Origin of the sequence: Enterococcus sp. DIV1368f, from assembly GCF_051712245.1 — a bacterium.
Lineage (GTDB): Bacteria > Bacillota > Bacilli > Lactobacillales > Enterococcaceae > Enterococcus > Enterococcus faecalis.
The window spans coordinates 1,716,754-1,740,093 of sequence record NZ_JBIOON010000001.1; the positions used below are offsets into that span (position 1 = coordinate 1,716,754).

A 23,340-nucleotide genomic window follows, 5' to 3' on the forward strand; every position below is an offset into this window, starting at 1 on the left:
TTTTAGTTGTAAAAAGGCTGGTGCGAGGATCAGACAATTTCCGTCACACCAACCTTTTGTTTATTTCTCCCGCAAGGTGCGTATTTTCTTTTTTAATTGTTGCACATCATAGGTCGAACTTAATTCTGACAAAACATAGACTTCCGGTGTTCCTTGATAGCTCGTTTGCTGATAATTGGTCACAATTAAATCATATGTTTGTTCAGGCTGATACCTCTCCACCAGCGTGCCATTCATATTTTTAAGACTAAGCATTAATACTTGTGTTAACGCCGCTTGATAAAGAGCATCCATTGCTAAATGAATTCCAATTTTTATTTCACCAATCATTTTAAATTCAATTAATGCCAACACGCTTAAATATTTGACCAGAGAAAGTTCATGCAAACTATCTCCTGGTTGATACGTTTCATCAAAACAAGCTAAAGCTTTTTCTAATAACGTTGTTGAAAAAGAAGCTAATTCCCGACTAGATAATTGCTGTTCTTTTTCCCAGATATGAGCCCGATCAAAGACTTCCAATTCTCCTTTAAAAAAATACAGTTTTCCATGAATTTGTGAAAAATAGTAAGCCATGGTTTTCTCAAGAGTAGGTTCAAATTTATGGGGCCGATAATACAAGACCACATTTTCCAAGATAAACGTATCAGCTAAAGAAACAGCGGAACGACGTCCCCGAATTAAGGAATATTCATCAAAAGCTGATTCTGGTAAGACCGACATTGTGATTAGAAAAACAAAATGAATCATGCTTTCTCCTTCGTCTAATTCTAATGAATAGCGACTAGAAAAACGGAAAAACAATTGTCGAACTTGCTTAAATAACGGATCTTCTTTAAAATCAATCATTTTCTTTCTCAATTGTTGATATTTTTTTGAAGTGACCGCTAGGCGCTTTTTCGTAATACTCAACCAAAGGCTAACTTTTAACGCATTATGTTCATTAAAAGTAAAACCTAAGCCAGTCTCAATCCCTTCAATTATCCGTTTATTTAACGGGGACATCGTTTTTTTCTGGTGTGTTTCATAGGGAGTAATATACCAATACAACTGAAAGTAAAAGTAACGAATCTGCAATTCTTCGCCCTGTAGTTGTCCATTTTTTATTTGCAAATCAAAGGCGGCTAACAATTGATTGAGTTCCTTAATCTTTCGAAATAAAGAAGACTCACTAATCATAAATTTAGTCGTTAATTGAACAATAGAAAACTCTTTATTACGATATAAATAATCTAAAAGTTGAAATTTAAGAGACTCTTTTACAAATGCTTCAATTAAATGATTCAACGAAAAAAAATCCGATAAGGTGATTGATAGCTGTTGGCCATCATAAGTAAGCTGACAATCCTGTCCAAAAGGTTTCAAAAAATAATGTAAATCCTCTAAGTCTTTTTCAAAGGAGGCTTTTGTGACCGCTAAAAATGCTGTTAAATCAGAGACTGAGCAGGTGCCGCCTGCTAAGATGGTTTGTTGCACCGTTAATAATTGTCGCATCGCTTTCTTTTCTAATAACGTCTCAACTTTCATCGTTCTCTCTCCAATAAGCCGAAGCACCCATCAAATTTGTAATATCATAAATATTGGTTAAGGAAGGTTGATAAAAATAATCTTTTTGTAATAGGTCTGTCAGTGTCTGACCTGTTTGGATACTTAATGCTAACGTATTTATTTTTTCTAAACAATTGTTTTTTGAACAAAGCTGTGCCCCAAGGACCCGTTGTGTCACTTTATCATAGATTAATTTGCCTAAAATTTCTGTCCCATGTTGTAGAGGCGGCGCTGGCTGTCTAACAATTACGGAAGCAAGTGTTTGCGGAAAAAATAAACCTTCCGTTTCGGTTAGGCCTGTACTAGCAAGGTAATAGTCCCCCACTTTTGTTCCCATTGTTCGCAAAGAGCCAATGAATCGGTGTGTTTTTTCTTCTAAATTGTTGGCGACTACTAAGCCAGTTCGTACCGCATTGTTCACTAACGGAGCATAAAAAGTTTCCGCGACTGGTTCATTCATAACTGAAATGCAATCACCGATGGCAAAAACATTCGGCACTGAAGTTTGTAAATAAGGATCCACCGCGATTGTCTGATCCAGATTCCGTTGAATTTTTTTATCTAAATAGGCTAATTGAGGATGTAAGTTTAAAGCAAAAATCCCACTGTCACAAGAAATTTTCTGTTCACTTGTTTCAAGAACAATACCATTTGCTGTTTCTTCAATTCCTAGGACCGTTTCTTCAAAATGGAAAATTACTGCTTGTTTTTCCAAAGATTTTTGAACTTCTGCGACCATTTCTTTATCAAAATATTTAGGCAATAGATTTTCTAAACTTTCAAAGACATGGACTGTTTTCTTCATTTTCACAAGAAAATCAATTGCTTCTACTCCAATGGGGCCTGCACCAATGACAGCTACTGTCTGGCTTTTTTCCAGTAATGGAACAGCCGCTAAAGCACCTGATAAAAATTTATATTTGAGTAATTTTTCTGTTTGACTACCACGAATTTGCGTGGAAAATTGGCTCGCGCCTGTCGCTAAAATCAATTTATCATAAGAATACCACTGTTGCTCTTCCTTTCGTGCCCAAGCAATCAATTGGTTCTCAACATCCATTGCCACGACTTCTCTATTTAAAAGCAGCTGAATCTTTTGACGACGTAATTCTTCTTCCGTTATGTAACGTGCTTCGTGTAATTCATTGATGGTATGATTAAAATACGCACTTAAGCCACCAGATAAATACCCCACTGTTGCTTGTTTATCAATTAAAGAAATTTCTGCTTGGGGATATTTTTTCCTTGAAGCAATTGCTGCGGAAATACCTGCGAATGATGCACCAATAATCACAATTTTCATTTGTTTCCTCCTCTGTCAGGACCTACTATACTTCTCTCAGTTTATCATGATTAAAAAGAATGCTAAAGCAACAACTATAGTTTTCCCTTAAAATAATTATTTTTGCTGAGCGCATTGCTTTTCAAGCACTTTCATTTTCATTTATAATAAATGTTACTACTGTTTGAGGAGGAGTTTTCATGTCTGCAACGAAAGAGCAATTGGAACTATTTTTATTTTATTTATCTGAAACCCATACAAAAAGTTTATCTTTACATGACTTAGTTACAAGTCGACCACGCCCAGAGGAAGCGCGTATTTTATTAAATATTAACGAGGTTTTTACTTACTACCATAGCGCTCGTGTTCTCTACACAAGTGTTCCTGCTCTTGAAAACAACAAGTCTGAGCCTTTTTTCCAAGCCTTCGAAAATTTTTATTTTGAATTAAAACAACATTTTTTCAATGAAGAAGATGAAACCAACCAATTGAATGAACGTCTAGAGGAAATGAAAATTGCCTTTGAACAATTGACGGATGACTACAATGTTCTATAATAGAAGAGAACAATTCGTTGAGAAGGGGTCCTTATGAAGCAAGAAGAAGTGATTGAACGTTTAAAAGAAGAACTAAATTTGCCATTTTTTAATGGTACGCTAGAAGAAAAGAACTATTCTGAAGCAGATTATCAGCAAATCAAGAAAGAGTTAATTCAATACTTTGATGATTATGTGCGAAATGTTGAAAATTAACAAGCTAAAACAACCTTTGATTTTAATAAAATCAAAGGTTGTTTTATTATTAAATAAAAAAAATAACAAAAAAAACCACCGGCAGTTTTGCCGATGGAAAAGGAGTATTTACTCAATAAGAGTAAAATGAAAAATAAAAAGGTTGTTGTTGGTATGAATTAATAATACAATACACTTTCTCTTTTGTCCATAAAAAAGACATGAAAAAAATATTAAATTCGTTAGTTATTTTTATTAGTTTTTTATTTTTTCAAAAGAATGTTGCTCATTCGCGTAATGGCAAAGGTTAATTCATCCGTTGCTTGATCCTGCTTTTCCTCTGAAGTATTAAATAAATCTGCATCAATACCTGTTTCTGGATCTGTTGCTAAAATCATTTCATTGCATCCTGCTACATATTCTGTATAAGCATGTTGAAATTTTTTGTGAATACCAAGTACTTGTGGTGTTGGTTTTAATGTTCCGACTTTTTTGAGCATTAATTCATATTTTTCAGTACCTTCTTTAAATTTTGCTTGAATTTCTGCAATTCGTTCGGCTGTTAAATCATTCACTTTATTCTTATCGATCGCTTGACGAACTTCTTCGTAATATGGATTCATGACTTCGCCAATATCTTCTGTTGTTTTAACGATATCATTAATTGTTTGAACGTAAAATCCTAAATTTGGTCTCATAACCATCCCTCTTTTCCCTTTTCTCTTTCACTCCATTTTACACTTTTTCTATTCCATCTGACAAGTGGCACTTTTTCAGTCTTTATTCTTTTGATTTTTAACAGAGAAAACATAGTGAGGCATCGTTTTGCCACGATATGTTTTAATGTATCGATCCCTAACAAGCATCTGGTTTCGAATAGCGACATTCATAGAGGCTAAGTTCGTATCACGAATCGTTGAAATAACTTCTGGAAAATTTAATACATCGAATGCGTATTGCTTTGTCGCTGCGGCAGCTTCAATCGCATACCCTTTGTGCCATTCTTTCCCACATAAATGATAACCAATTTCTGGATAGCTCTTGCCTTTTACTAATTGATTAGTGAGACCACACTCGCCGATAACTTCGCCTGTTCGTTTCTTCTCTAACGCCCATAAGCCGTAGCCGTATTCTTGATAGGACTGTAAGTTCCACTTTAGCCAGTTTGCAACCTCTTCATCAGAAAAAGCGTATTCATAGGCATACATCACATTTTCATCTTGCAAAAATTTTTTCAATTCCACTTCATCTTCCGACTGCCATTCTCTGACAATAAGTCGTTGTGTTTCGAAAATAATTTTCCGTTTCAAGCCCTTTCACTCCTTACATAAAGAAAAATTGACTGGTTTAAGTACCAGCCAATTTTCTTTTCTTATTTATTAAGCACCTTTACCTGCTTTACGTTGGAAGAACTTCACAATTTCCACAATTGGGATGATAGCAAAAGATGTACCTGCTACAATTGCCCATTGATATGCATCTAAATGTGTGACGCTGAATAAATCATTAAATCCTGGAATAACAATCGTTGCAGCTAATAGCAAGAACGAAACAAGAATCCCATAGTTAAATGATTTGTTGCGGAATAAGCCAACTTTGAAAATTGATTGATAAATCGACTTCACATTAAAGGCATGGAACAATTGAATTAATCCCAAAGTAGCGAAGGCCATGGTTAAAGCATCGCCGTGTTGTAAATCATACAACGCTTGCGCCGATAAGTTTGTGTTAGCTGCGGTATGTGCTGGGAACATAATTGACATTTTATACACAATCAAAGTCAATGCCCCTTGCGTAATCCCTTGATAAACAACACTGCTTAAAACGCCGCCAGAGAAGAAGTTCGATTTTTTACCACGAGGTTCATGGCTCATCACATCACGTTCTGCGGGTTCCACACCTAACGCAATCGCTGGGAAAGTATCCGTTACTAAGTTAATCCACAATAAGTGAACAGGTAACAAGGTATCCCAATTGAGCATTGTTGCAATAAACAAGGTTAATACTTCCCCTAAGTTAGCTGAAAGTAAATATTGAATCGTTTTTTGGATATTTGAGAAGACTTTACGTCCTTCTTCTACTGCCACAATAATTGTTGAAAAGTTATCATCGGCAAGGACCATATCTGAAGCACCTTTTGATACTTCTGTTCCGGTAATTCCCATACCAATCCCGATGTCAGCAGCTTTTAAGGCTGGGGCATCATTTACGCCATCACCAGTCATCGCAACCACTTTTCCTTCTTGTTGCCACGCTTTAACAATCCGAACCTTGTGTTCTGGTGAAACACGAGCATAGACAGAGTAGTGTCCCACGACTTGTGCGAATTTTTCATCTGACAATTCATTTAATTCAGCGCCTGTAATGACGGCATCGTCGTCGCCTTCTTTGATGATGCCTAAACGTGCCGCAATTGCTTCTGCTGTATCACGGTGGTCACCCGTAATCATAATTGGACGAATACCCGCTTCTTTCGCGACTTTTACAGCATCTGCAGCTTCTTTTCTTTCTGGGTCAATCATACCGACTAATCCAGCAAATGTTAAATCTTTTTCCACAAGTTCAGAACTCATTTCGGCTGGAATCGTCTCAACATATTTATAAGCCATTCCTAAAACACGTAAGGCTTGTTTCGCTAATGAGGTGTTGGTTTTCAAAATTTCTTGACGTTTTGTTTCATCTAATGGACTTGTTTCTCCATTTGATAAGATTTCCGTACAACGTTTCAATAATTCATCTGGTGCACCTTTGACAGAAACTAGGAAGCCACCTGTTTTTAATTCATGAACAGTAGTCATTAATTTACGATCAGAGTCAAAAGGAATCTCTGCCACACGAGGTTCAGCTGCTACTTTTTCGGTTACGTTAAACGCATGATCTAAACCAAATTGTACTAAGGCAGTTTCTGTTGGGTCACCAATTAATGAACCATCTTGAGCGATTTTTGTATCATTCGTAAAGTTCATGATTTTTAGAGCCATATTATCGGCAGGGATTTCTGTGGAAGCAGATAAAACTTGACCATCTGTATACAACGCTTCAACGGTCATTTGATTTAAGGTTAGCGTACCTGTTTTATCTGAACAGATAATATCTGTACTTCCTAATGTTTCAACGGCTGGTAACTTACGGACAATCGCATTTTTCTTGGCCATTTTTTGGGTACCTAAAGCCAAAATAATCGTGACAATCGCTGGTAATCCTTCTGGAATTGCCGCTACAGCTAACGAAATTGACGTTAATAACATGTCAATCCATGAACGACCATTCATCATTCCTACCACAAACATCACCGCTGCAATGACTAAAATGGCAATTGTTAACATTTTACCCAATTGGTTTAAGTTTTGTTTTAAAGGCGTTTCCGTTTCTTGTTCGCTTGCTAGCATGCCAGCAATTTTACCGACTTCTGTATTCATCCCTGTGCCAACCACAACGCCAAGACCACGTCCATACGTCACATTACTATTGGAATAAGCCATATTGATTCGGTCACCGATACCAATATCGGTTCCCTCTAAGATGGTTACTTCTTTTTCAACTGGAACAGATTCACCGGTTAACGCTGCTTCTTCAATTTTTAAACTATTCGCTTCCAATAAACGTAAATCAGCTGGAACGACATCGCCTGCTTCTAATAAAACAATGTCGCCTGGTACTAATTCATCACTTTTAACAGTAATGACGTGTCCATCACGACGAACATTCGCATTTGGTGAAGACATTTCTTTTAATGCTTCAATGGCTTGTTCCGCTTTGGCTTCTTGAATGACCCCAAAGATGGCGTTCAAGATAACAACCACTAAGATGATAATCGAGTCTACCACATCATGGGAAAAGACGGCTGAAATGACCGCTGCCGCTAATAAAACAATAATCATAAAATCTTTGAATTGCTCAAAGAATTTCACGGCAAGTGATTTTTTCTTCCCTTCATCTAGCACATTTTCCCCGTACGTTTCTAAACGCTTTTGAGCCTCCTGTGCACTTAATCCATCAGTTGTTGTGTTCATTTTCTCCAAAACAACTGTGTCGTCTTGTGCGTAAAACGCTTCAGACAATTGTGTTTTCTTTTCTTCTGACATGTTCTTCCTCCTCTATTTTTTGCAGCATCCTTCAAGTACTATTTTACATTTCATCAAAAATAAATGAAAAAAAATAGACTTGTGTATGCTACTTCGTCGAACATACATAAGTCTCACCGTTTAAGACAACACCAGAAATTGCTTTCGGAGTTGGTGATGTTGTCACAGCATAAATACTGTCAGTTACTCCCTCATGAAAAAACTATTTAACATTGATTGGAGAACCAATGTTATGAATAATTACTTAATTAGTATACCGTTTTCCACTCTTTTTTTCAAATAAAAGTTCTGCTCATTTGAAAAAAACTGAAATCCTTTCATTCGGATTCCAGTTTCTTGATTTGTATTCGTAAAATACGTTGTTGTCCCCGCTTTCTCGACCAACTAATAACCCAAGAAAGTAAGAAAAGACTAATCACGGTTCCTTCACGAACAAAAATCGGCAAATGATAACTAATGGACAATCCTAGTGCTAAACTGACACAAAAAATATCAACTAAATAACGATAAACCTGAAAACTATAGCGCGTTCTTTCAGAAATAAGTGTACAAAATTTTTCAATGGGAAATTGCAAAACACCTAGCGCAACTACCTGTCCTGTCCCGATTCCTGCTATGATTGTCCCTAAAATAAATAGAACAATTTTAACCAAATAATTTTGAAAAACAAGCGAACCAAATAATTGATATAAGAAAAAATTAATGACAAAACCAAAGCCAATTAACGCCACCAAAATAATCAAATAGTCCTGAATTTTACGCTGCTGATCTAACAACCAACACGTGCCTAAAAAAGCGAAATTGATAGCTGTGGTAACAGTTCCGACTTTTAAATGAGTAAGTGTTGCAAAGGTCACATTAAACGCATTAAAACTGCTAACCCCAATGCCTGCTTGAATTGTCAAACTGATGCCCAATGCACTAATTAAATAAAAAAGAAACGATAGCACAATTTTTTTCGTCCACATTATAAAAACTCCTCTACTATTGATACGTCTATTATGTGCTACAATAGAAGAAACAAATAGGAGATATCTCCTATTACAAGGAGAAAAAATGCTTAAAACAGCCTACCAACAATCATCGAAACAAGAATTAGCTAAAAATACGCCTTTTTTTTATGAAACTGATTTAAAACACAGTTTTATTATCGATTTTGAAAATCAAGAATTCATTCATCACCAAGCAGAGCCATTAAATTATCTTTTTTATTTAATCAAAGGAAAAGCGAAAATTTTAAAAACAGAACGCAATGGCCGCCAATCCATTGTTCAGTTTTTAACGACAGGTGATTTAATTGGCGATTTAACATTAGTCCAAGCGGAAACGATAACCAAGGACGTTATCGCCTTAGGTGAAACCTGTTGTTTGGCTATTCCTTTAGCTTACGCAGAAACTGTTTTAAAAAACAAGGTGCTTTTTATGCAGCAACTCAGCCATTATCTAGGGAAAAAAATGCTCCAACGGGTGGACCACTTTACAACGAATCAGACCTATGAACTAAGTTATCGGCTAGCGGAATTGCTATTGGTTGCCGCTAATCACGAAGATGTTTATAAAGAAAAACATACTGAGATTGCCGAATACTTAGGGGTTAGTTATCGCCATCTTATTTATACCTTCAAACAATTTCGAGAGCGCGGCTTTATTCAAAAACAAGGAACTGCTTATCACATCAACCGCTTAGCGTTACATTCTTTTGTGCAAAAAATGAAGAGTTAAAGTGGTGGATTGTTGACAAATAGTGCGCTTCCCGCTACCCTATTCTTATTAATAAGAAAGAAGGGACAGCAATGGAGCAAGCATCATTTACTGTATCTAGTTGGCAAGAACAACCGATTGACAATCTTAATGAAAATTTCCCAGTGAATCAAGCGAGCGCTACTTATCAATTGTCAGGCGCCTTATCTGGGACAGCTTCTGTGGAATACTTAATGACTTATCAAGGCTCTTCAATGGCAGATGGGCTTGAAGCTGTGGCTCAAGTGGTCGGTTTCCTACATTTCGAAGGAACTTATTTAGGAAAAAAAGGCACCTTTACTGCTTGCGAAAAAGGGACGTTTACACAGGGTCTTTTAGACTGCCCAGGTGAACTATTTCAAGCATCAGGTGAGCTTGCCGGTTTATCCGGTCGCTACACTTATGAATTTAGTCAAGAAGAAGCGCTTCTTCATTTAGACTTTGTATAATAAAAAATTTCAAGGAAAGTTGGTGACATTATTTTACTTATTTTAAATTTGGCGGTTGTAAAAGACAATGGGTGTTTTTGATTAGATTAAACTTTTAAGGAGAAAAATCATGAAAAACACCCGAAACACCGTCCCATCATTACTAATTATTATTTTGCTTGTGGGATTTCCACAAATCAGCGAGTCGATTTTCACACCCATTTTACCAGCGCTTAGTTCTGCTTTTAACATTCACGATAGCGTGGCACAATTAACCATGAGTATTTATTTTGTTGCCTTTGCCGTTGGCGTTTTATTCTGGGGAATTTTATCCGATACGATTGGACGTCGCCCAGCTATGTTATTAGGAATTTTATGCTATTTAATTGGAAATATTGGCCTTTTTTTGAGTCCGACATTTCCTTGGCTGTTATTCTTCCGTTTAATTCAAGCATTTGGTGCAAGCGTTGGTTCTGTCATTACCCAATCAATGATGCGGGAAAGCTTTAACGATCTTCAAAGAGGGAAAATTTTTGCCCAAACAAGCGCTGCCCTATCGCTATCTCCTGCCATCGGACCCTTAGTCGGCGGACTTGTTCAAACCTATTTTGGCTATCAGCATGTCTTTAGCACCTTAATTGTCATGGCTGTTCTATTACTTTTCTATAGTTTTTATCGTTTACCAGAAACCTTTCACTTAGGAAATACCTTAACGAAAGCGCCTTTTTGGTCCGTGGCGAAACGCCTTTCCTTCGACTCGAAAGTTTGGTGCTACGGCTTATTGATTGGGGGCATTAATGGTTTATTGTTTAGCTACTATGCAGAAGCTCCGTTTATTTTCATCAATCACTTTGGCTTTAGCAGTGTCCAATATGGCTTTCTTGGTTTAGTTTTAGCTGTGTCTAGTATTCTTGCTGCAGTTCTTATCAATTGGTTGCTAGGATATTGGTCAGCGGAAAAAATTGCCTTTGCTGGTTTGCTGCTAAGTATCTTTGCGGCTTGCTGTTTATTAATAATGACACAATTTGAATCAATCATTGGTCTTATTTTGTTTATTTTTCTCTTTTTCTTAGGGATTAACATTACTTTGCCCAATGCCTTAAGTATGGCCTTAAAAGGCTATGAATCTGTAATTGGTACTGCCAGTGGAATTTTTAGTTTTGCCTATTACTTGTTTGTTAGTTTCTTTACCTATTTGATTAGTTACTTTCACAATGGCACCATTTGGGTCTTACCGCTTTACTTTTTAAGTTTTGCTTGTCTGTTAGCTTTCAGCTATTATGTCATTGTTTATCGTAAAACTTTAAAATAAAAATCAAAAAACACACGAATCTTTCGTGTGTTTTTCTTAGCTAAAAAATTGATTTTCTAAACTATATTGCTTCCCTGAAACAATGTCATATTGAATCAGTCGGTATTCCTCATATAGTTGTTCTTGCTTTTTATTCATTTCTACTGTTTTTTTCCATTCCCCACCGAGATAGTAATTCCCCTTTTCAAAAGCAGGCAATTGTCCTTGTACCTCATTTAGCATAGCGTAAAATCCCGATTGTGGTAAGCCACTTTGTTGGAAAAGTGAGGGAGCAAAATAAAATGGACTAATAGTTGCTTGATGCTGATTTTTTTCTGTTAACTGGTTCGCCGTATCATACATTAGAAATTCTGTCTGGTGAAGGACTGCCCCTTCATTCAACGCTTGAATGTTTTCATCATAAATACTTGGTAAGTGATCTCCCCAAAAAACGACTAATGTGCGTTTGGGCATTTTTTCGATTTCTTGTAGGAAATTTTTCAGAGCTTCGCTACTGTAGGCAATATCTTGCAAGTAATTATTGAGCGCGACTTGATTGCCGTTTCCTTGAGAAAAATAACTGGACGTTGTGTATTTGTTTTCATAGGGCATATGTGTTTGCATAGTAACTAAATGAATGAATTGCGGTTGCTCTTTTTCTTTAAGCAGTGTCGTCACTTCCTGATACGCTGCTTGATCTGAAATGTAAGGATTATTTTCTAGTTTATCCGTATAGTTCATTGTTTTTTCATTGATAAATTGATCAAAACCTAAAATTTTATACACATCTTTTCGTTTATACATAGATGTATTGTACGGATGAATAGCCGTTGTTTGGTACTTTTGTTCCTTAAGTAATGAAACAATGGAAGGCAATTCCGTCATCTTAGGAATCATCATCGTATAAGGTGTAGTCATTTGAGCATTCATTAATTCCATCGAAAAACTTGTTAAGGCTTCAAATTCAATATTCGCAGTTCCGCCCCCATAGTTTTGTGAAAGCATCTGGCCACTGTAAGTTTTATCAGCGATTTGCTGATAATCAGCTAAAGGATTACCAATAATGGACAAACCTTTCAGATGATCTGGATTTGAAAAACTTTCACTCATGACAAACACAATATTTGGTTGCTCATTGCTCGGCACTGTTTTCGCCTCGGCCAACTTTTGATACTTCTGAGTAATTTCTGAAATAGCTTCTTTTGAATAACCCTTTGGTTGGTCCATAGCCTCTACTTTTAAATTATATAGAAAACCACCAATAAATCCTGTATTGTAGTAATTCATTTTTTGGCTGTAAGGAATCCATAACGCGGTTTTATTATAGGCTTTACGTAACAAATTTTGCGGATTGTTAAAATCACCAATATATGAAAATAGACCAATCGAAAGAACAAGACTTAACACACGAATCGTTTGTTTTTTCTTCGATAAAAAGAAACTTTTATAAAAGGCTTTTCCTAAGAAAAAAAGTGCTACACAACCTAACGCTACCACAAAAATAAACGGCCATAAACCAACCATTTCTTTTAATAAACTAACTTCTGTGATCATTTTTAAGTCGTCTGGATAAATAGGTTCGACACGATAAAACATCTTTTGATAGTCCGCAAATCCTAAAACACCTATTATGACACTATATAAAAGAGCGCCAACTCCTAATGAACCTGCCAAACTACATAAAAAAAGTAAAAAAACGCTTAGCACAAAACAACCTAAGAAAAACTTTTCCGTATGCCACGAAAAAGCAAACTTGAAGGCTAGATCAACAGACAAGTTATTCTGACACCATTGCAAATATAAATTACTAAAAATAATTAATAAGATGAACCCGATTCCATACAAAAGGTAACGGTAGGGCCATCGTCTAAATTTTTCAACTCTCTTTTTCACATCGATCTCCTATTCAAAAACTAGTAATGTATTTATTTTATGCTTCTTGAAAAAGAATGTAAAGAAGTAGCTAGCAAAGAAGTCTAAGGAATGGTAAAGAAAAAATGTTATTTGTTGCAAAAATAATTTTCCAGTGGTATAGTAACAATGGAATTTCGTTATCAGTTATCGTCGCCTTTTTAGAGTACTTTATGAAAGGAGAATAACTATGACTTACAAAGTAAAAAACATTCAATACCGTATTCAATTAGACACAGACAAAAATATTTTCATTGTTTTTGATGCAAAAAATGAAAGTAAAACAGCAACTGGTCACACAATTGAAGAAGCAATTGCACACTTAAAACAATTAAACTAAGGAGTGACAAACATTTCCATGCAAGACCCTTTAGGTAGTTATTTAAGCTAAAAGCCGTTTAGTAAAGAAAAAATACTAGACGGTTTTTTTGTATCTCCTTCGCCTTTTATTTTTTACATAGTATACTGAAACAAACGGAGGTGTTTTTATATGACCATCATTGCAAACTATATTCGCCAGCAACCCCAACATCAAACACAGTTAACAGAAATCTACCAAGCAATTTTAGCGGTTGTTCCTCAGGAGACTACTGAAAAAATCGCTTATGGAATGCCGACCTTTTACTTAAATGGCAATTTAGTGCATTTTGCGGCGGCCAAGCAACATTTAGGGTTCTATCCTACGCCATCAGCCATCCAACGTTTCAGCAAAGAATTACGCCCTTTTAAAACCTCGAAAGGTGCCATTCAATTTCCCTACACGCAAGAGTTACCTCTTTCGTTAATACAGGAAATAGTTAAATTCCGTGTACAAGAAAACATGAAGAGCGTGGGACAAAAATCACTTTGAATTTTTGTCCCACGCTCAAAAACTGATAAACGGCGAGAACAGAAGCAACTCCTTCGGAAATAAGCCAAAATTCTCCAAAAATTAAAGAACAATTTTCGGAAATTCCTTCTTATTGCTGAGAAACACTATTTGCAAAGCAAATAGATGTTAAACAGTACCTACTTGGTTCTCGGAGTTAAACACTTCTGTCCCGACCTCTTCATGTTCTTAAATTTTTTTCCATCGCTTTTCCCTTGGCCAATTCGTCGATTAATTTATCTAGATAACGGATTTTTTGCATTAAAGGATCTTCAATTTCTTCCACGCGATAGCCACAAATTACGCCTTTGATCAATTGGGCGTTTTCATTAAAATTGGGTGCTTCTTCAAAAAATGTTTCCATCGTTACTTTTTGAGCCAATTGTTGTTGCAAGCCTTTTTCATCATAACCAGTTAACCAGTAAATAATTTCGTCAACCTCCGCTTGCGTTCGATTTTTACGTTCTGCTTTTTGGATGTATAGCGGGTAAACACTGGCAAAGGTCATTGTATAGATTTTCGGTTTTGTCATTGGTTTTCCTACTTTCTGAAAAAATAACTCCTTCTCATTATACTATACTTCTCTTAAATTTAAACTTTAATACCATGTTAAAAGAATAAGTGCCGTAAAAAATTTAAAAAGCAGTAAAATTGACTCTTCTAGTAAAAATTTCTTTTGTTATTTTTCTTTATATAAGGAGCCCATTTTTTATGTTATTTAATCACAGGAACTTGATTCTATCATTGCAGAATAGGCTTTCATTCAGTATACTGTAAATAGAGGAACAAGAAACGAATTGGATAATTAGGCACTGAAAGAACGCACCACCGTTCTGAATGTTTCGAAACACACAACAGGTTATCGAAATGGCCATTGGAGAAAAATTCCTTTTTCTCCGAGGTTAGCGATTGTGACATGTTGCAATCGTTTTTTGTCCTTAAAATGTTGAGAAAAAGAAAAAAGGCACTTTGCATGTCAGCACCACCTGACAAACAAAGCCCTTCATAGACAGCACAACCTATCTATTCCAGTTGCCTTTTTTGCTAGTTACACTAGCTAATTTTAGTGTACCCGATTTTCAGTGAAATTACTAGCATCTTTAAAATTTTTACTGAAACGATCAGCCTGTGCAATGAACTAGTTTTCTTCAGCGGCGGCAACCGCTGAGAAGCTTTTTCTCAAATTTTAAGTGAATAATGTATCATAAACTTTTTTGGCATATCCATCCGTCATATTACATACAAAATCTACCGCCATTTTCAAACGATAATAGTCTTTTTCTGCTTCTGTAGCGTTCTTTGCTTCTCTTCTATACAACGCTTTCGCGCTTTCCGAAATATTATTAAAGATTCGCTCCTCATACTTATTCATGGAAACTTTTTCGTATTTTAGTACGACTGGAACAAATTCATCTAGTAAACGATTGATGATATTGAAGCCCAATACCTCTTGATCCAAAATTGTTTTTGTTTGAAAAACATAGGCTCTAGAAAAGTTTTTTAATGCCTGAAAGCATTTCACTTCATCACAATCTTCAATGATAATTTCATTATGATAGATACCTCTCATAATTAAGTCATAATGATTAGCAAAATTTTTCGCTACGCTTTGACAAACAGCTCTTTGTGTCTTTCTCAAAAATTCTTGTAAGCTAGCTTCTTCTGTTTTATCTTTTTCTAACATTAAAAATTTTTTTGTTCCTGTTTGCCCATCAACAAACTGCTTTAAATCTTGATAGCTGTATAAACCATAATTATAGGCATCTTCGATATCTGAAAAAGTATAGGCGATATCATCTGAAGCTTCTAACAAAAAGACTAATGGGTGTCTCTTATTTTGTGTTCCTGTCGCAAATTTAATGGCGTTAAACACTTGTTTTTCCGAGTAAAAATAGCCAACTTTTTTAGACAAAAGCTGTTGCTTATTTAATTGATCTGAAGATGCCGTATATTTGATAACTGTATCTAATGTCGTGGCTGTTAGTTTCATTCCTGCTTTAGAAGTCCCATTATCATGATGCAGTTTTGTTAAAAGTCGGATGGTTTGAGCGTTGCCTTCAAAGTTAAGAAAATCATTTTGTTGTTGCTCCGAAAAATCAGACCAACAAGCATACAAAGGACCATTTTTTTCAAACCAAATACGAATGGCTTCTTCCCCAAAATGTCCAAAAGGGGGATTGCCAATATCATGGATTAATGCAGCTGTTTCTAACAACCGATAGCATTCTGATAATTCCATAACCTCAATGTTTCGTTCGTTCAACTGTGAAATAACTAATCTAAGTATATCCCTGCTATGCATTGCCACTTCTAAGCTATGCGTTAAACGCGTTCTTACAAAATCATTACGTTCTAAAGGAAAAACTTGTGTTTTGTCTTGTAAACGTCTAAATGCATCACTTTTAATTACTCTACGATAGTCACTATCAAAAGATTTACGAAGTTCTGTGGCTAAATCAACTTGCTTATTTAACCAGTCATTTTGATATTGTTTACCATTATCAGAAATACGATATGTACCAACCAACTGACGCCAATTCATTTTCATTTATTACCTCCTCCAATTACTCTACCTTCTCTAAATAAGAGACGTAAATATTTTTACATTTACCAATATCACTGAATTCCCGATTGTTATACGCCTTATCCTTTTTCAATTTAAACCGCACTTTTTCGCCTTCTTGAAAAGTTCCCCACGTAAGAAAAAAGAATAGCCAATGGCTTTCATCCTCTGATAGCGTGTCTAAACCTAAACTTTTAGGCTCAATTAAGCTAGGTAATTTAAAACAGTCATACACCCCTTTTGCTGTGCCATACACAGGACGATGAGTGCTAAGAGTCGTTTCAAAATATCCCTTTTCATCAGGTTTTAAATAACTTGCTTGCCGAATTAGTTGTGTCAGTTTATTTTGGAATGGCTGAATATTTTTCTCAACGTTTAGTTCAAAATCTGGTTCAGCTTGTACATCTGTGTCATGAGATAACTTTTTTAATAAGCAGTTTATTTCATTAGTACTTGTCTTGTCATTAAACGCAATCGCCAAACGCTCGCTGCTAATAACACCTTTCATATCTTTCATAGAAAAATTATTTAACGCAATTGGATAGTGTTTATCTGATAGCATCCAAGAAGCACCCATTTCGTTTAAACATGGAATACTCTGATAATAATGATCAGATAAAAAATACAGCATGACAGGTTGATTGGTTAGCTCCCTTTTAATCTTGTCAAAAATTAATTCTCCTGGCTGTACACCTGTTTCAATAGTGGAACTATAAAAAATATCCTGTGTTCGAAACCCAAACTTTTTCAACAATTGGATAAACGCATCCACATATTCTTGATCCTTTGAACTTTGACTAATAAAAATCTTTTTCCCGTTGCTCACTACTCAACATCCTCCAAGTTAAATTTGTGTTTTCATTTTTTTGTGAAATTCTATACTATTTCTTTAAGCGTACAGCGTTATCTGAAACCAGTCAATACTAAAATTATAAAATAACAATTATTTTGTTTTATTAAATTTTTATATAATGTTGTTTTGTTAATGTTTTGTTATTTTTAAACAAGTGATTATAGAGCGATGTACGGTTGAAGTTATTTCTAATCTATTTTTTTCAATATTTTTATAAATATAAAAAAACACGCCTTTCTTTGCAGAAAGGCGTGTTTTTACGTCCGAGTATAAGGAGAATTGGTTCATTAACCAATTGTCCCTTTAAGCGTTATTCATTAAATGAATTATTTGTTTTTTAAGTTGTAGAAAGATTTTAAGCCTTTGTATTCAGCTACATCGCCTAATTGATCTTCAATACGTAATAATTGGTTGTATTTAGCAATACGGTCAGTACGGCTTAATGAACCAGTTTTGATTTGGCCAGCGTTTGTTGCAACAGCGATATCAGAGATTGTTGAATCTTCTGTTTCACCAGAACGGTGAGATACAACTGCAGTGTAGCCAGCTTCTTTAGCCATTTCGATTGCTTCAAATGTTTCAGTTAAAGTACCGATTTGGTTAACTTTGATTAGGATTGAGTTAGCGATACCTTTTTCGATACCTTCAGCTAATTTAGTTGTGTTTGTTACGAATAAATCGTCACCAACTAATTGAACTTTGTCGCCTAATACTTCAGTTAATTTTTTGAATCCGTCCCAGTCGTTTTCGTCTAAGCCGTCTTCGATTGAAATGATTGGGTATTTAGAAACTAATTCTTCGTAGAACGCGATCATTTCTTCAGTTGTTTTTTCGCCTTCGCCTGAGTCAGCTAAAACGTAAACGCCTTTTTCTTTGTCGTAGAATTCTGAAGAAGCAGCATCCATAGCAAGAACAACGTCTTTACCAGGAACATAGCCAGCTTTTTCGATAGCTTCGATGATTACTTCAAAACCTTCTTCGTTTGAACCTAAGTTAGGAGCGAAACCACCTTCGTCACCTACTGAAGTAGCTAAGCCGCGACCTTTTAAGATTGAAGCTAATGCGTGGAATACTTCTGCACCCATACGTAAAGCTTCTTTGAATGTAGGCGCACCTACAGGCATGATCATGAATTCTTGGAAGTCAATACTGTTGTCAGCATGTGATCCACCGTTGATGATGTTCATCATTGGAGTTGGTAATACTTTTGTATTGAATCCGCCTAAGTAGTGATATAAAGGCACTTCTAGGTAATCAGCAGCAGCACGAGCTACGGCGATAGACACACCAAGAATAGCGTTAGCACCTAATTTACCTTTGTTAGGAGTTCCATCTAAATCGATCATTGCTTTATCGATAGCCATTTGATCGCGTACATCGTAACCGATGATTGCTTCAGCAATGATGTTGTTTACGTTATCTACAGCTTTAGTAACACCTTTACCTAAGTAACGAGCTTTGTCGCCATCACGTAATTCAACTGCTTCGTATTCACCAGTTGAAGCTCCTGAAGGAACCATTCCACGGCCGAAAGCTCCGCTTTCAGTGTAAACTTCTACTTCGATTGTTGGGTTACCGCGTGAGTCTAAGACTTCGCGTGCGTAAATATCAGTAATAATTGACATGTTTTGTCTCTCCTTTGAGTTTGTATTTATACTAAGGGGATTCCCTCATGTATGATTGTAGTTAATTCTCGCAAACTATGCAAACATTTTTTTGCAAAAGTCATTGAGAAAACGTTACCGTTAGTGATTTCTTATTTTACAGCATCTAATAAAGCTAGGAATGAGTCTGCTTCTAAGCTTGCGCCGCCGACTAAAGCACCGTCAACGTTTTCTTTTGCCATATATTCAGCGATGTTTTCTGGTTTAACAGAACCACCGTATTGAATACGAACAGCTTCAGAAACTTCTTTGCCGTATAATTTTTCAACTGTTGAACGAACAACACCACAGATTTCATCTGCAATATTAGCATCTGCAGATTTACCAGTTCCGATTGCCCAGATTGGTTCGTAAGCGATAACCATTGAAGCAACTTGTTCGTTTGATAAACCAACTAAGCCGTTAGTGATTTGACCTTCGATCCATTCCGCTGTTTTACCAGCTTCATACGTTTCTAAAGTTTCACCACAACAGAAGATTGGTGTCATACCATTTGCAAAGATTGCTTTGGCTTTTTTATTGATATCTTCATCTGTTTCGTGGAAATATTCGCGACGTTCAGAGTGTCCGATAATCACATAGTTCACACCTAAATCTGCAATTGCAGCTGGTGAGTTTTCACCAGTGAAGGCACCAGCGTTTTCCCAGTAGCAGTTTTGTGCAGCTAATTTCACTTCAGAATCTTTTAGGTTCCAAGCTAAAGGAGCTAAGAATAATGCTGGAGATCCAATCACAGCGTCAACAACGTCGTTTGATGGAACAGCATTTTTTACTGCTTCTGCAAAGCTTTGTGCTTCGCTTAAAGTTTTGTTCATTTTCCAGTTACCAGCGATAATTGGTTTGCGCATGAAAAGCACATCCTTTTCTTTTTTTAAAAATATTGTCTTTTAAACTGATTATTTATCGTTAATAGAAGCTAAACCTGGTAAAGTTTTGCCTTCTAATAATTCTAAACTTGCTCCGCCACCTGTTGAGATGTGAGAGAATTTGTTTTCGTAGCCTAATTGAATTGCTGCAGCAGCAGAGTCCCCGCCACCAATGATTGTTGTTGCATCTTCTAAATTAGCAATCGCTTCACAAACACCAATTGTTCCTTTGGCAAAGTTACTCATTTCAAATACGCCCATTGGACCATTCCAAACAACTGTTTTCGCACCTTGTAATTCGTTAGCGAATAATTCAATTGTTTTTTCACCGATATCCAAGCCTTCTTCATCATCTGGGATTTCAGTTGAAGGAACCGTGTGGAAAGGAGCGTCATTGCTGAACTCTTTAGAGACAACTGTATCAACCGGTAAAACTAATTTGTCGCCAGCTTTTTCCATTAAGCTTTTCGCTAAGTCCACTTTATCTTCTTCAAGTAAAGATAAACCAACACTATAGCCTTGTGCTTTCATGAATGTGTAAGCCATACCGCCACCGATTAAAATTTTATCGGCTTTTTCAATTAGGTTTTCAATGACAGCGATTTTGTCAGAAACTTTTGCGCCACCCAAGATTGCTACGAATGGACGTTTTGGATTTTCAACAGCTTCGCCGATGAATTTAATTTCTTTTTCCATTAAGAAACCAGCAACTGTTGGGATACCAGTTGAAGCAATTCCAACGTTTGAGGCATGTGCACGGTGTGCAGTACCAAAAGCATCATTGACAAATACATCGCCTAAAGAAGCCCAGTATTTACCCAATTCAGCGTCATTGCCGCTTTCTTTTTTGCCGTCAACATCTTCAAAACGAGTGTTTTCAAATACTAAAACGTCGCCGTCTTTCATATTGTTAACAGCGTCTTCTAATTCTTTACCACGTGTTTCTGGAACAAAAGTAACTGGTTGACCTAGTAATTCGCTTAAACGTTCAGCCACTGGTTTTAATGATTTGCCAGCTTTGTCTTCTTCTGTTTTTACACGACCTAAATGAGAGAAAAGAATTGCTTTTCCGCCATTTTCAATCACGTATTTGATTGTTGGTAAAGCCGCTACGATACGATTATCGTTTGTGATCACGCCATCTTTTAACGGAACGTTAAAGTCAACACGGACAAGGACTTTTTTGTCTTTTAAATCTACATCTTTAATTGTCTTTTTAGCCATGAGTAGACCTCCTGTATTGTCAATTTTAGGATTTTTCTTTTTTAAAAAAAGAAAGCGGAGAAGCGCGTTGCTTCCCCGCTTATTATTTCACAATTGTTCAAATTTCACTAATGATAAGAATGAATCTTATAAGTTAGCGAAGTATTCTAAAGTACGAACTAATTGAGCAGTGTATGACATTTCGTTGTCATACCAAGCAACAGTTTTAACTAATTGTTTGTCGCCAACTGTCATAACTTTTGTTTGAGTTGCATCGAATAATGAACCGTAAGTCATACCTACGATATCAGAAGAAACGATTTCGTCTGTGTTATAACCATAAGATTCGTTAGCAGCTTTTTCCATTACTGCATTCACTTCATCAACAGTAACTTCTTTGTCTAATACAGTAACTAATTCAGTTAATGAACCAGTTGCTACAGGAACACGTTGAGCAGCGCCATCTAATTTACCGTTCAATTCTGGGATTACTAAGCCGATTGCTTTAGCAGCACCAGTTGAGTTAGGTACGATGTTTGCAGCAGCAGCGCGCGCACGACGGAAGTCGCCTTTAGGATGTGGTCCGTCTAATGTCATTTGGTCACCTGTGTAAGCGTGGATAGTTGTCATTAAACCTTCAACAACACCAAAGTTGTCATGTAAAGCTTTAGCCATTGGAGCTAAGCAGTTTGTAGTACAAGAAGCGCCTGAAATTACAGTTTCTTCTCCAGTTAATGTTTCATGGTTTGTGTTGTAAACGATTGTTGGTACATCGTTACCACCAGGAGCTGAAATAACTACACGTTTTGCACCAGCAGTTAAATGTTTTTCAGCAGCTTCTTTAGAAGTAAAGAAACCAGTACATTCTAAAACGATGTCTACGCCTAATTCGCCCCATGGTAATTCTTCAGGGTTACGGTTAGCTAAAACTTTGATTTCTTTGCCGTTAACGTTGAATGAACCTTCGTGAACTTCAACTGTACCGTTGAAACGGCCTTGAGTTGTGTCATATTTTAACAAGTGTGCTAACATTTTAGCATCTGTTAAGTCGTTGATTGCAACTACTTCGATTCCTTCTACATCTTGGATACGACGGAAAGCTAAGCGTCCGATACGTCCAAATCCATTAATACCTACTTTAACTGTCATTAAAGATTTCCTCCTTATGAAAATCAAAAATTTTTTATTTTAAAGGGTTACCCCTTTTAAAATCTCGTTTGCAGCAGCTTCATCTGTGATGAGCCACGTTTGTTTTGGTGCATTTTTCATATATGCGCGAATGGCTTTGGCTTTCGTTTTGCCGCCCGCAATTGCGACGACATAGGGAATTTCTTGTAAGTTTTTTAATTGAAGGCCAATTCGTGGAATTTTATAGACCACTTTTCCTTCTTCATCAAAGAAATAACCAAACGATTCTGCCACGGCATTTTTTTGTTTGAGCATAACCATTTCGTCATCAGACATTTTTCGGCGTGCCGCCATGTGCAACGCTCGACCAATACTGTGCACCACACAGTTGGCATGACTAATTAACGTAAGAACTTCTTGAATCGAGGGTTCTTGTAATAAACTATTATACGTTTCACGACTCAATTGTTCTGGGACATATAACGCCCGGTAGTTACCACCCGTTTTGTTGGCCATTACAGCACTAATTGAATTGGCTTGGACAGAAACTGCTTCACCAATCCCTCCTCTGGCTGGAACAAACAAATTATGACGTTTTTCAGTTTCTAGTGATCCCATATTTTCGGCCACCATGGCCATTGTTGTCCCACCCATAACCGCAATTGTATTCTCACCATTTGGTAAGAGTAAATTCAGCGTATTGGTTAAGACATCTCCAAAGTCCGAAAGAACTTTCTTTTGGATATCACTATCTCCTGCAACAACGATACAACGTTGAATGCCAAAGTACTGTGTCATTTCTTTTTCGATTTGGTGCATACCAAGCAATTGATTCATGACTAATTCTAAGCCTTGGTAGACTTCCAAACCGCGTTCTGTTAATGTCATCCCGCTTTTTGAAGGTTCAATCAGGTTGAGTTGCTTTAAAACATCTGTTTCTGTACGCAAGACTCGCTCTGTAATTCCCATCGTTTCTGATAAACTTCTACGTCCAATAGGTTGCATCCAATAAATATTGCGAAGAATTTGGAATCTTTCTTGTAATACATCGAGCATATCTGGAGCAACTGCTTCAATCATTTTAAATTCTTTTAACATGATGCGCTCCTTTTGTGGGTCGAAATATGTCCAAGTAAGACTGAAAACGACCTATGAACTTTAAAAAAATAGAATTGATGT

At 36.4% G+C, this 23,340-nt stretch carries 23 protein-coding genes; 7 read left to right on the top strand and 16 right to left on the bottom strand.

Annotated elements, in window-relative coordinates; translation table 11 throughout:
- Positions 1 to 60: 60 nt before the first annotated feature.
- Positions 61 to 1,527 carry a helix-turn-helix domain-containing protein gene (locus IGL07_RS08510; RefSeq protein ID WP_002385844.1) on the bottom strand — a complete coding sequence of 489 codons (1,467 nt, stop codon included), beginning with the start codon at positions 1,525 to 1,527 and terminating at the stop codon, positions 61 to 63.
- Entirely contained in the window at positions 1,517 to 2,851 is a 1,335-nt protein-coding gene (locus tag IGL07_RS08515; RefSeq protein WP_002377098.1) for an FAD-dependent oxidoreductase, read from the bottom strand. The genes IGL07_RS08510 and IGL07_RS08515 overlap by 11 nt, the downstream gene beginning before the upstream one ends.
- A 179-nt stretch (positions 2,852 to 3,030) precedes the next feature.
- Here IGL07_RS08515 and IGL07_RS08520 point away from each other — a divergent pair, with 179 nt between their 5' ends.
- Both IGL07_RS08520 and IGL07_RS08525 read left to right on the top strand, forming a co-directional pair.
- The gene (locus tag IGL07_RS08520) at positions 3,031 to 3,387 is read left to right on the top strand and encodes a hypothetical protein (RefSeq protein WP_002357135.1); all 357 of its coding nucleotides are present in this window, start codon (positions 3,031 to 3,033) and stop codon (positions 3,385 to 3,387) included.
- 33 nt (positions 3,388 to 3,420) lie between these two features.
- Positions 3,421 to 3,582: a hypothetical protein gene (locus IGL07_RS08525; protein ID WP_002357133.1), complete on the top strand. Its 162-nt coding sequence runs from the start codon at positions 3,421 to 3,423 to the stop codon at positions 3,580 to 3,582.
- 242 nt (positions 3,583 to 3,824) lie between these two features.
- On the opposite strand, the gene IGL07_RS08530 is transcribed toward IGL07_RS08525, so the two are convergent.
- From IGL07_RS08530 to IGL07_RS08545, 4 genes are all read right to left on the bottom strand, one after another.
- Positions 3,825 to 4,265, bottom strand: a complete 441-nt coding sequence (locus tag IGL07_RS08530) for a hypothetical protein (protein WP_016615209.1) — start codon at positions 4,263 to 4,265, stop codon at positions 3,825 to 3,827.
- Between the two features lie 69 nt (positions 4,266 to 4,334).
- Entirely contained in the window at positions 4,335 to 4,871 is a 537-nt protein-coding gene (locus tag IGL07_RS08535; RefSeq protein WP_010817409.1) for a GNAT family N-acetyltransferase, read from the bottom strand.
- A 69-nt stretch (positions 4,872 to 4,940) separates the two neighbouring features.
- Entirely contained in the window at positions 4,941 to 7,646 is a 2,706-nt protein-coding gene (locus IGL07_RS08540; RefSeq protein WP_002377094.1) for a cation-translocating P-type ATPase, read from the bottom strand.
- Positions 7,647 to 7,963: 317 nt separating this feature from the next.
- Positions 7,964 to 8,614, bottom strand: coding sequence for a YczE/YyaS/YitT family protein (locus IGL07_RS08545; RefSeq protein ID WP_010817410.1), 651 nt, complete (start codon positions 8,612 to 8,614; stop codon positions 7,964 to 7,966).
- A gap of 88 nt (positions 8,615 to 8,702) precedes the next feature.
- Between IGL07_RS08545 and IGL07_RS08550 the strand changes: the two genes are divergently transcribed.
- The 3 genes from IGL07_RS08550 to IGL07_RS08560 all read left to right on the top strand — a co-directional run bounded on the left by IGL07_RS08550 (position 8,703) and on the right by IGL07_RS08560 (position 11,126).
- The gene (locus tag IGL07_RS08550; RefSeq protein WP_010817411.1) at positions 8,703 to 9,368 is read left to right on the top strand and encodes a cyclic nucleotide-binding domain-containing protein; all 666 of its coding nucleotides are present in this window, start codon (positions 8,703 to 8,705) and stop codon (positions 9,366 to 9,368) included.
- Between the two features lie 71 nt (positions 9,369 to 9,439).
- Positions 9,440 to 9,835, top strand: coding sequence for a DUF3224 domain-containing protein (locus IGL07_RS08555; protein WP_002362038.1), 396 nt, complete (start codon positions 9,440 to 9,442; stop codon positions 9,833 to 9,835).
- 109 nt (positions 9,836 to 9,944) lie between these two features.
- A complete protein-coding gene (locus tag IGL07_RS08560) occupies positions 9,945 to 11,126 on the top strand; it encodes a multidrug effflux MFS transporter (protein WP_010817412.1) in 1,182 nt (393 codons plus the stop codon).
- 36 nt (positions 11,127 to 11,162) lie between these two features.
- Here the strand turns inward: IGL07_RS08560 and IGL07_RS08565 are convergent, their stop codons facing one another.
- Positions 11,163 to 12,998, bottom strand: coding sequence for an LTA synthase family protein (locus IGL07_RS08565; RefSeq protein ID WP_010817413.1), 1,836 nt, complete (start codon positions 12,996 to 12,998; stop codon positions 11,163 to 11,165).
- A 208-nt stretch (positions 12,999 to 13,206) separates the two neighbouring features.
- Here IGL07_RS08565 and IGL07_RS08570 point away from each other — a divergent pair, with 208 nt between their 5' ends.
- Both IGL07_RS08570 and IGL07_RS08575 read left to right on the top strand, forming a co-directional pair.
- Complete coding sequence (locus IGL07_RS08570) at positions 13,207 to 13,356, top strand: hypothetical protein (protein ID WP_002357118.1); 150 nt, start codon at positions 13,207 to 13,209, stop codon at positions 13,354 to 13,356.
- Between the two features lie 150 nt (positions 13,357 to 13,506).
- The gene (locus IGL07_RS08575; protein ID WP_002364154.1) at positions 13,507 to 13,866 is read left to right on the top strand and encodes an iron chaperone; all 360 of its coding nucleotides are present in this window, start codon (positions 13,507 to 13,509) and stop codon (positions 13,864 to 13,866) included.
- A 199-nt stretch (positions 13,867 to 14,065) separates the two neighbouring features.
- Here the strand turns inward: IGL07_RS08575 and IGL07_RS08580 are convergent, their stop codons facing one another.
- From IGL07_RS08580 to IGL07_RS08620, 9 genes are all read right to left on the bottom strand, one after another.
- On the bottom strand, positions 14,066 to 14,416 hold the full coding sequence (locus IGL07_RS08580; RefSeq protein WP_195526142.1) for a DUF2200 domain-containing protein: 351 nt from the start codon (positions 14,414 to 14,416) through the stop codon (positions 14,066 to 14,068).
- A 227-nt stretch (positions 14,417 to 14,643) separates the two neighbouring features.
- A complete protein-coding gene (locus tag IGL07_RS08585) occupies positions 14,644 to 14,859 on the bottom strand; it encodes a hypothetical protein (RefSeq protein ID WP_002357102.1) in 216 nt (71 codons plus the stop codon).
- Positions 14,860 to 15,070: 211 nt separating this feature from the next.
- On the bottom strand, positions 15,071 to 16,432 hold the full coding sequence (locus tag IGL07_RS08590; protein WP_010817414.1) for a deoxyguanosinetriphosphate triphosphohydrolase: 1,362 nt from the start codon (positions 16,430 to 16,432) through the stop codon (positions 15,071 to 15,073).
- 16 nt (positions 16,433 to 16,448) lie between these two features.
- On the bottom strand, positions 16,449 to 17,273 hold the full coding sequence (locus IGL07_RS08595; RefSeq protein WP_010817415.1) for a toll/interleukin-1 receptor domain-containing protein: 825 nt from the start codon (positions 17,271 to 17,273) through the stop codon (positions 16,449 to 16,451).
- A gap of 353 nt (positions 17,274 to 17,626) precedes the next feature.
- Positions 17,627 to 18,925 carry a phosphopyruvate hydratase gene (gene eno / locus IGL07_RS08600; protein WP_002357098.1) on the bottom strand — a complete coding sequence of 433 codons (1,299 nt, stop codon included), beginning with the start codon at positions 18,923 to 18,925 and terminating at the stop codon, positions 17,627 to 17,629.
- A 131-nt stretch (positions 18,926 to 19,056) separates the two neighbouring features.
- On the bottom strand, positions 19,057 to 19,812 hold the full coding sequence (tpiA, locus tag IGL07_RS08605; RefSeq protein WP_002362045.1) for a triose-phosphate isomerase: 756 nt from the start codon (positions 19,810 to 19,812) through the stop codon (positions 19,057 to 19,059).
- A gap of 48 nt (positions 19,813 to 19,860) precedes the next feature.
- Positions 19,861 to 21,054 carry a phosphoglycerate kinase gene (locus IGL07_RS08610; protein WP_002357094.1) on the bottom strand — a complete coding sequence of 398 codons (1,194 nt, stop codon included), beginning with the start codon at positions 21,052 to 21,054 and terminating at the stop codon, positions 19,861 to 19,863.
- Between the two features lie 126 nt (positions 21,055 to 21,180).
- Complete coding sequence (gap, locus tag IGL07_RS08615) at positions 21,181 to 22,182, bottom strand: type I glyceraldehyde-3-phosphate dehydrogenase (RefSeq protein WP_002357093.1); 1,002 nt, start codon at positions 22,180 to 22,182, stop codon at positions 21,181 to 21,183.
- A 39-nt stretch (positions 22,183 to 22,221) separates the two neighbouring features.
- A complete protein-coding gene (locus IGL07_RS08620; RefSeq protein WP_002357092.1) occupies positions 22,222 to 23,259 on the bottom strand; it encodes a sugar-binding transcriptional regulator in 1,038 nt (345 codons plus the stop codon).
- Between the last annotated feature and the right edge of the window lie 81 nt (positions 23,260 to 23,340).

What these genes read in the sequence shown, in the direction of transcription:
- IGL07_RS08585 (WP_002357102.1), bottom strand. Translation starts at nt 14,859, where the DNA reads ATGCAAAGTGCCTTTTTTCTTTTTCTCAACATTTTAAGGACAAAAAAC.
- IGL07_RS08560 (WP_010817412.1), top strand. Translation starts at nt 9,945, where the DNA reads ATGAAAAACACCCGAAACACCGTCCCATCATTACTAATTATTATTTTG.
- tpiA (WP_002362045.1), bottom strand. Translation starts at nt 19,812, where the DNA reads ATGCGCAAACCAATTATCGCTGGTAACTGGAAAATGAACAAAACTTTA.
- IGL07_RS08570 (WP_002357118.1), top strand. Translation starts at nt 13,207, where the DNA reads ATGACTTACAAAGTAAAAAACATTCAATACCGTATTCAATTAGACACA.
- IGL07_RS08580 (WP_195526142.1), bottom strand. Translation starts at nt 14,416, where the DNA reads ATGACAAAACCGAAAATCTATACAATGACCTTTGCCAGTGTTTACCCG.
- IGL07_RS08540 (WP_002377094.1), bottom strand. Translation starts at nt 7,646, where the DNA reads ATGTCAGAAGAAAAGAAAACACAATTGTCTGAAGCGTTTTACGCACAA.
- IGL07_RS08550 (WP_010817411.1), top strand. Translation starts at nt 8,703, where the DNA reads ATGCTTAAAACAGCCTACCAACAATCATCGAAACAAGAATTAGCTAAA.
- IGL07_RS08575 (WP_002364154.1), top strand. Translation starts at nt 13,507, where the DNA reads ATGACCATCATTGCAAACTATATTCGCCAGCAACCCCAACATCAAACA.
- IGL07_RS08515 (WP_002377098.1), bottom strand. Translation starts at nt 2,851, where the DNA reads ATGAAAATTGTGATTATTGGTGCATCATTCGCAGGTATTTCCGCAGCA.
- eno (WP_002357098.1), bottom strand. Translation starts at nt 18,925, where the DNA reads ATGTCAATTATTACTGATATTTACGCACGCGAAGTCTTAGACTCACGC.
- IGL07_RS08525 (WP_002357133.1), top strand. Translation starts at nt 3,421, where the DNA reads ATGAAGCAAGAAGAAGTGATTGAACGTTTAAAAGAAGAACTAAATTTG.
- IGL07_RS08555 (WP_002362038.1), top strand. Translation starts at nt 9,440, where the DNA reads ATGGAGCAAGCATCATTTACTGTATCTAGTTGGCAAGAACAACCGATT.
- IGL07_RS08610 (WP_002357094.1), bottom strand. Translation starts at nt 21,054, where the DNA reads ATGGCTAAAAAGACAATTAAAGATGTAGATTTAAAAGACAAAAAAGTC.
- IGL07_RS08590 (WP_010817414.1), bottom strand. Translation starts at nt 16,432, where the DNA reads ATGAAAATGAATTGGCGTCAGTTGGTTGGTACATATCGTATTTCTGAT.
- IGL07_RS08530 (WP_016615209.1), bottom strand. Translation starts at nt 4,265, where the DNA reads ATGGTTATGAGACCAAATTTAGGATTTTACGTTCAAACAATTAATGAT.
- IGL07_RS08510 (WP_002385844.1), bottom strand. Translation starts at nt 1,527, where the DNA reads ATGAAAGTTGAGACGTTATTAGAAAAGAAAGCGATGCGACAATTATTA.
- IGL07_RS08545 (WP_010817410.1), bottom strand. Translation starts at nt 8,614, where the DNA reads ATGTGGACGAAAAAAATTGTGCTATCGTTTCTTTTTTATTTAATTAGT.
- IGL07_RS08520 (WP_002357135.1), top strand. Translation starts at nt 3,031, where the DNA reads ATGTCTGCAACGAAAGAGCAATTGGAACTATTTTTATTTTATTTATCT.
- IGL07_RS08620 (WP_002357092.1), bottom strand. Translation starts at nt 23,259, where the DNA reads ATGTTAAAAGAATTTAAAATGATTGAAGCAGTTGCTCCAGATATGCTC.
- gap (WP_002357093.1), bottom strand. Translation starts at nt 22,182, where the DNA reads ATGACAGTTAAAGTAGGTATTAATGGATTTGGACGTATCGGACGCTTA.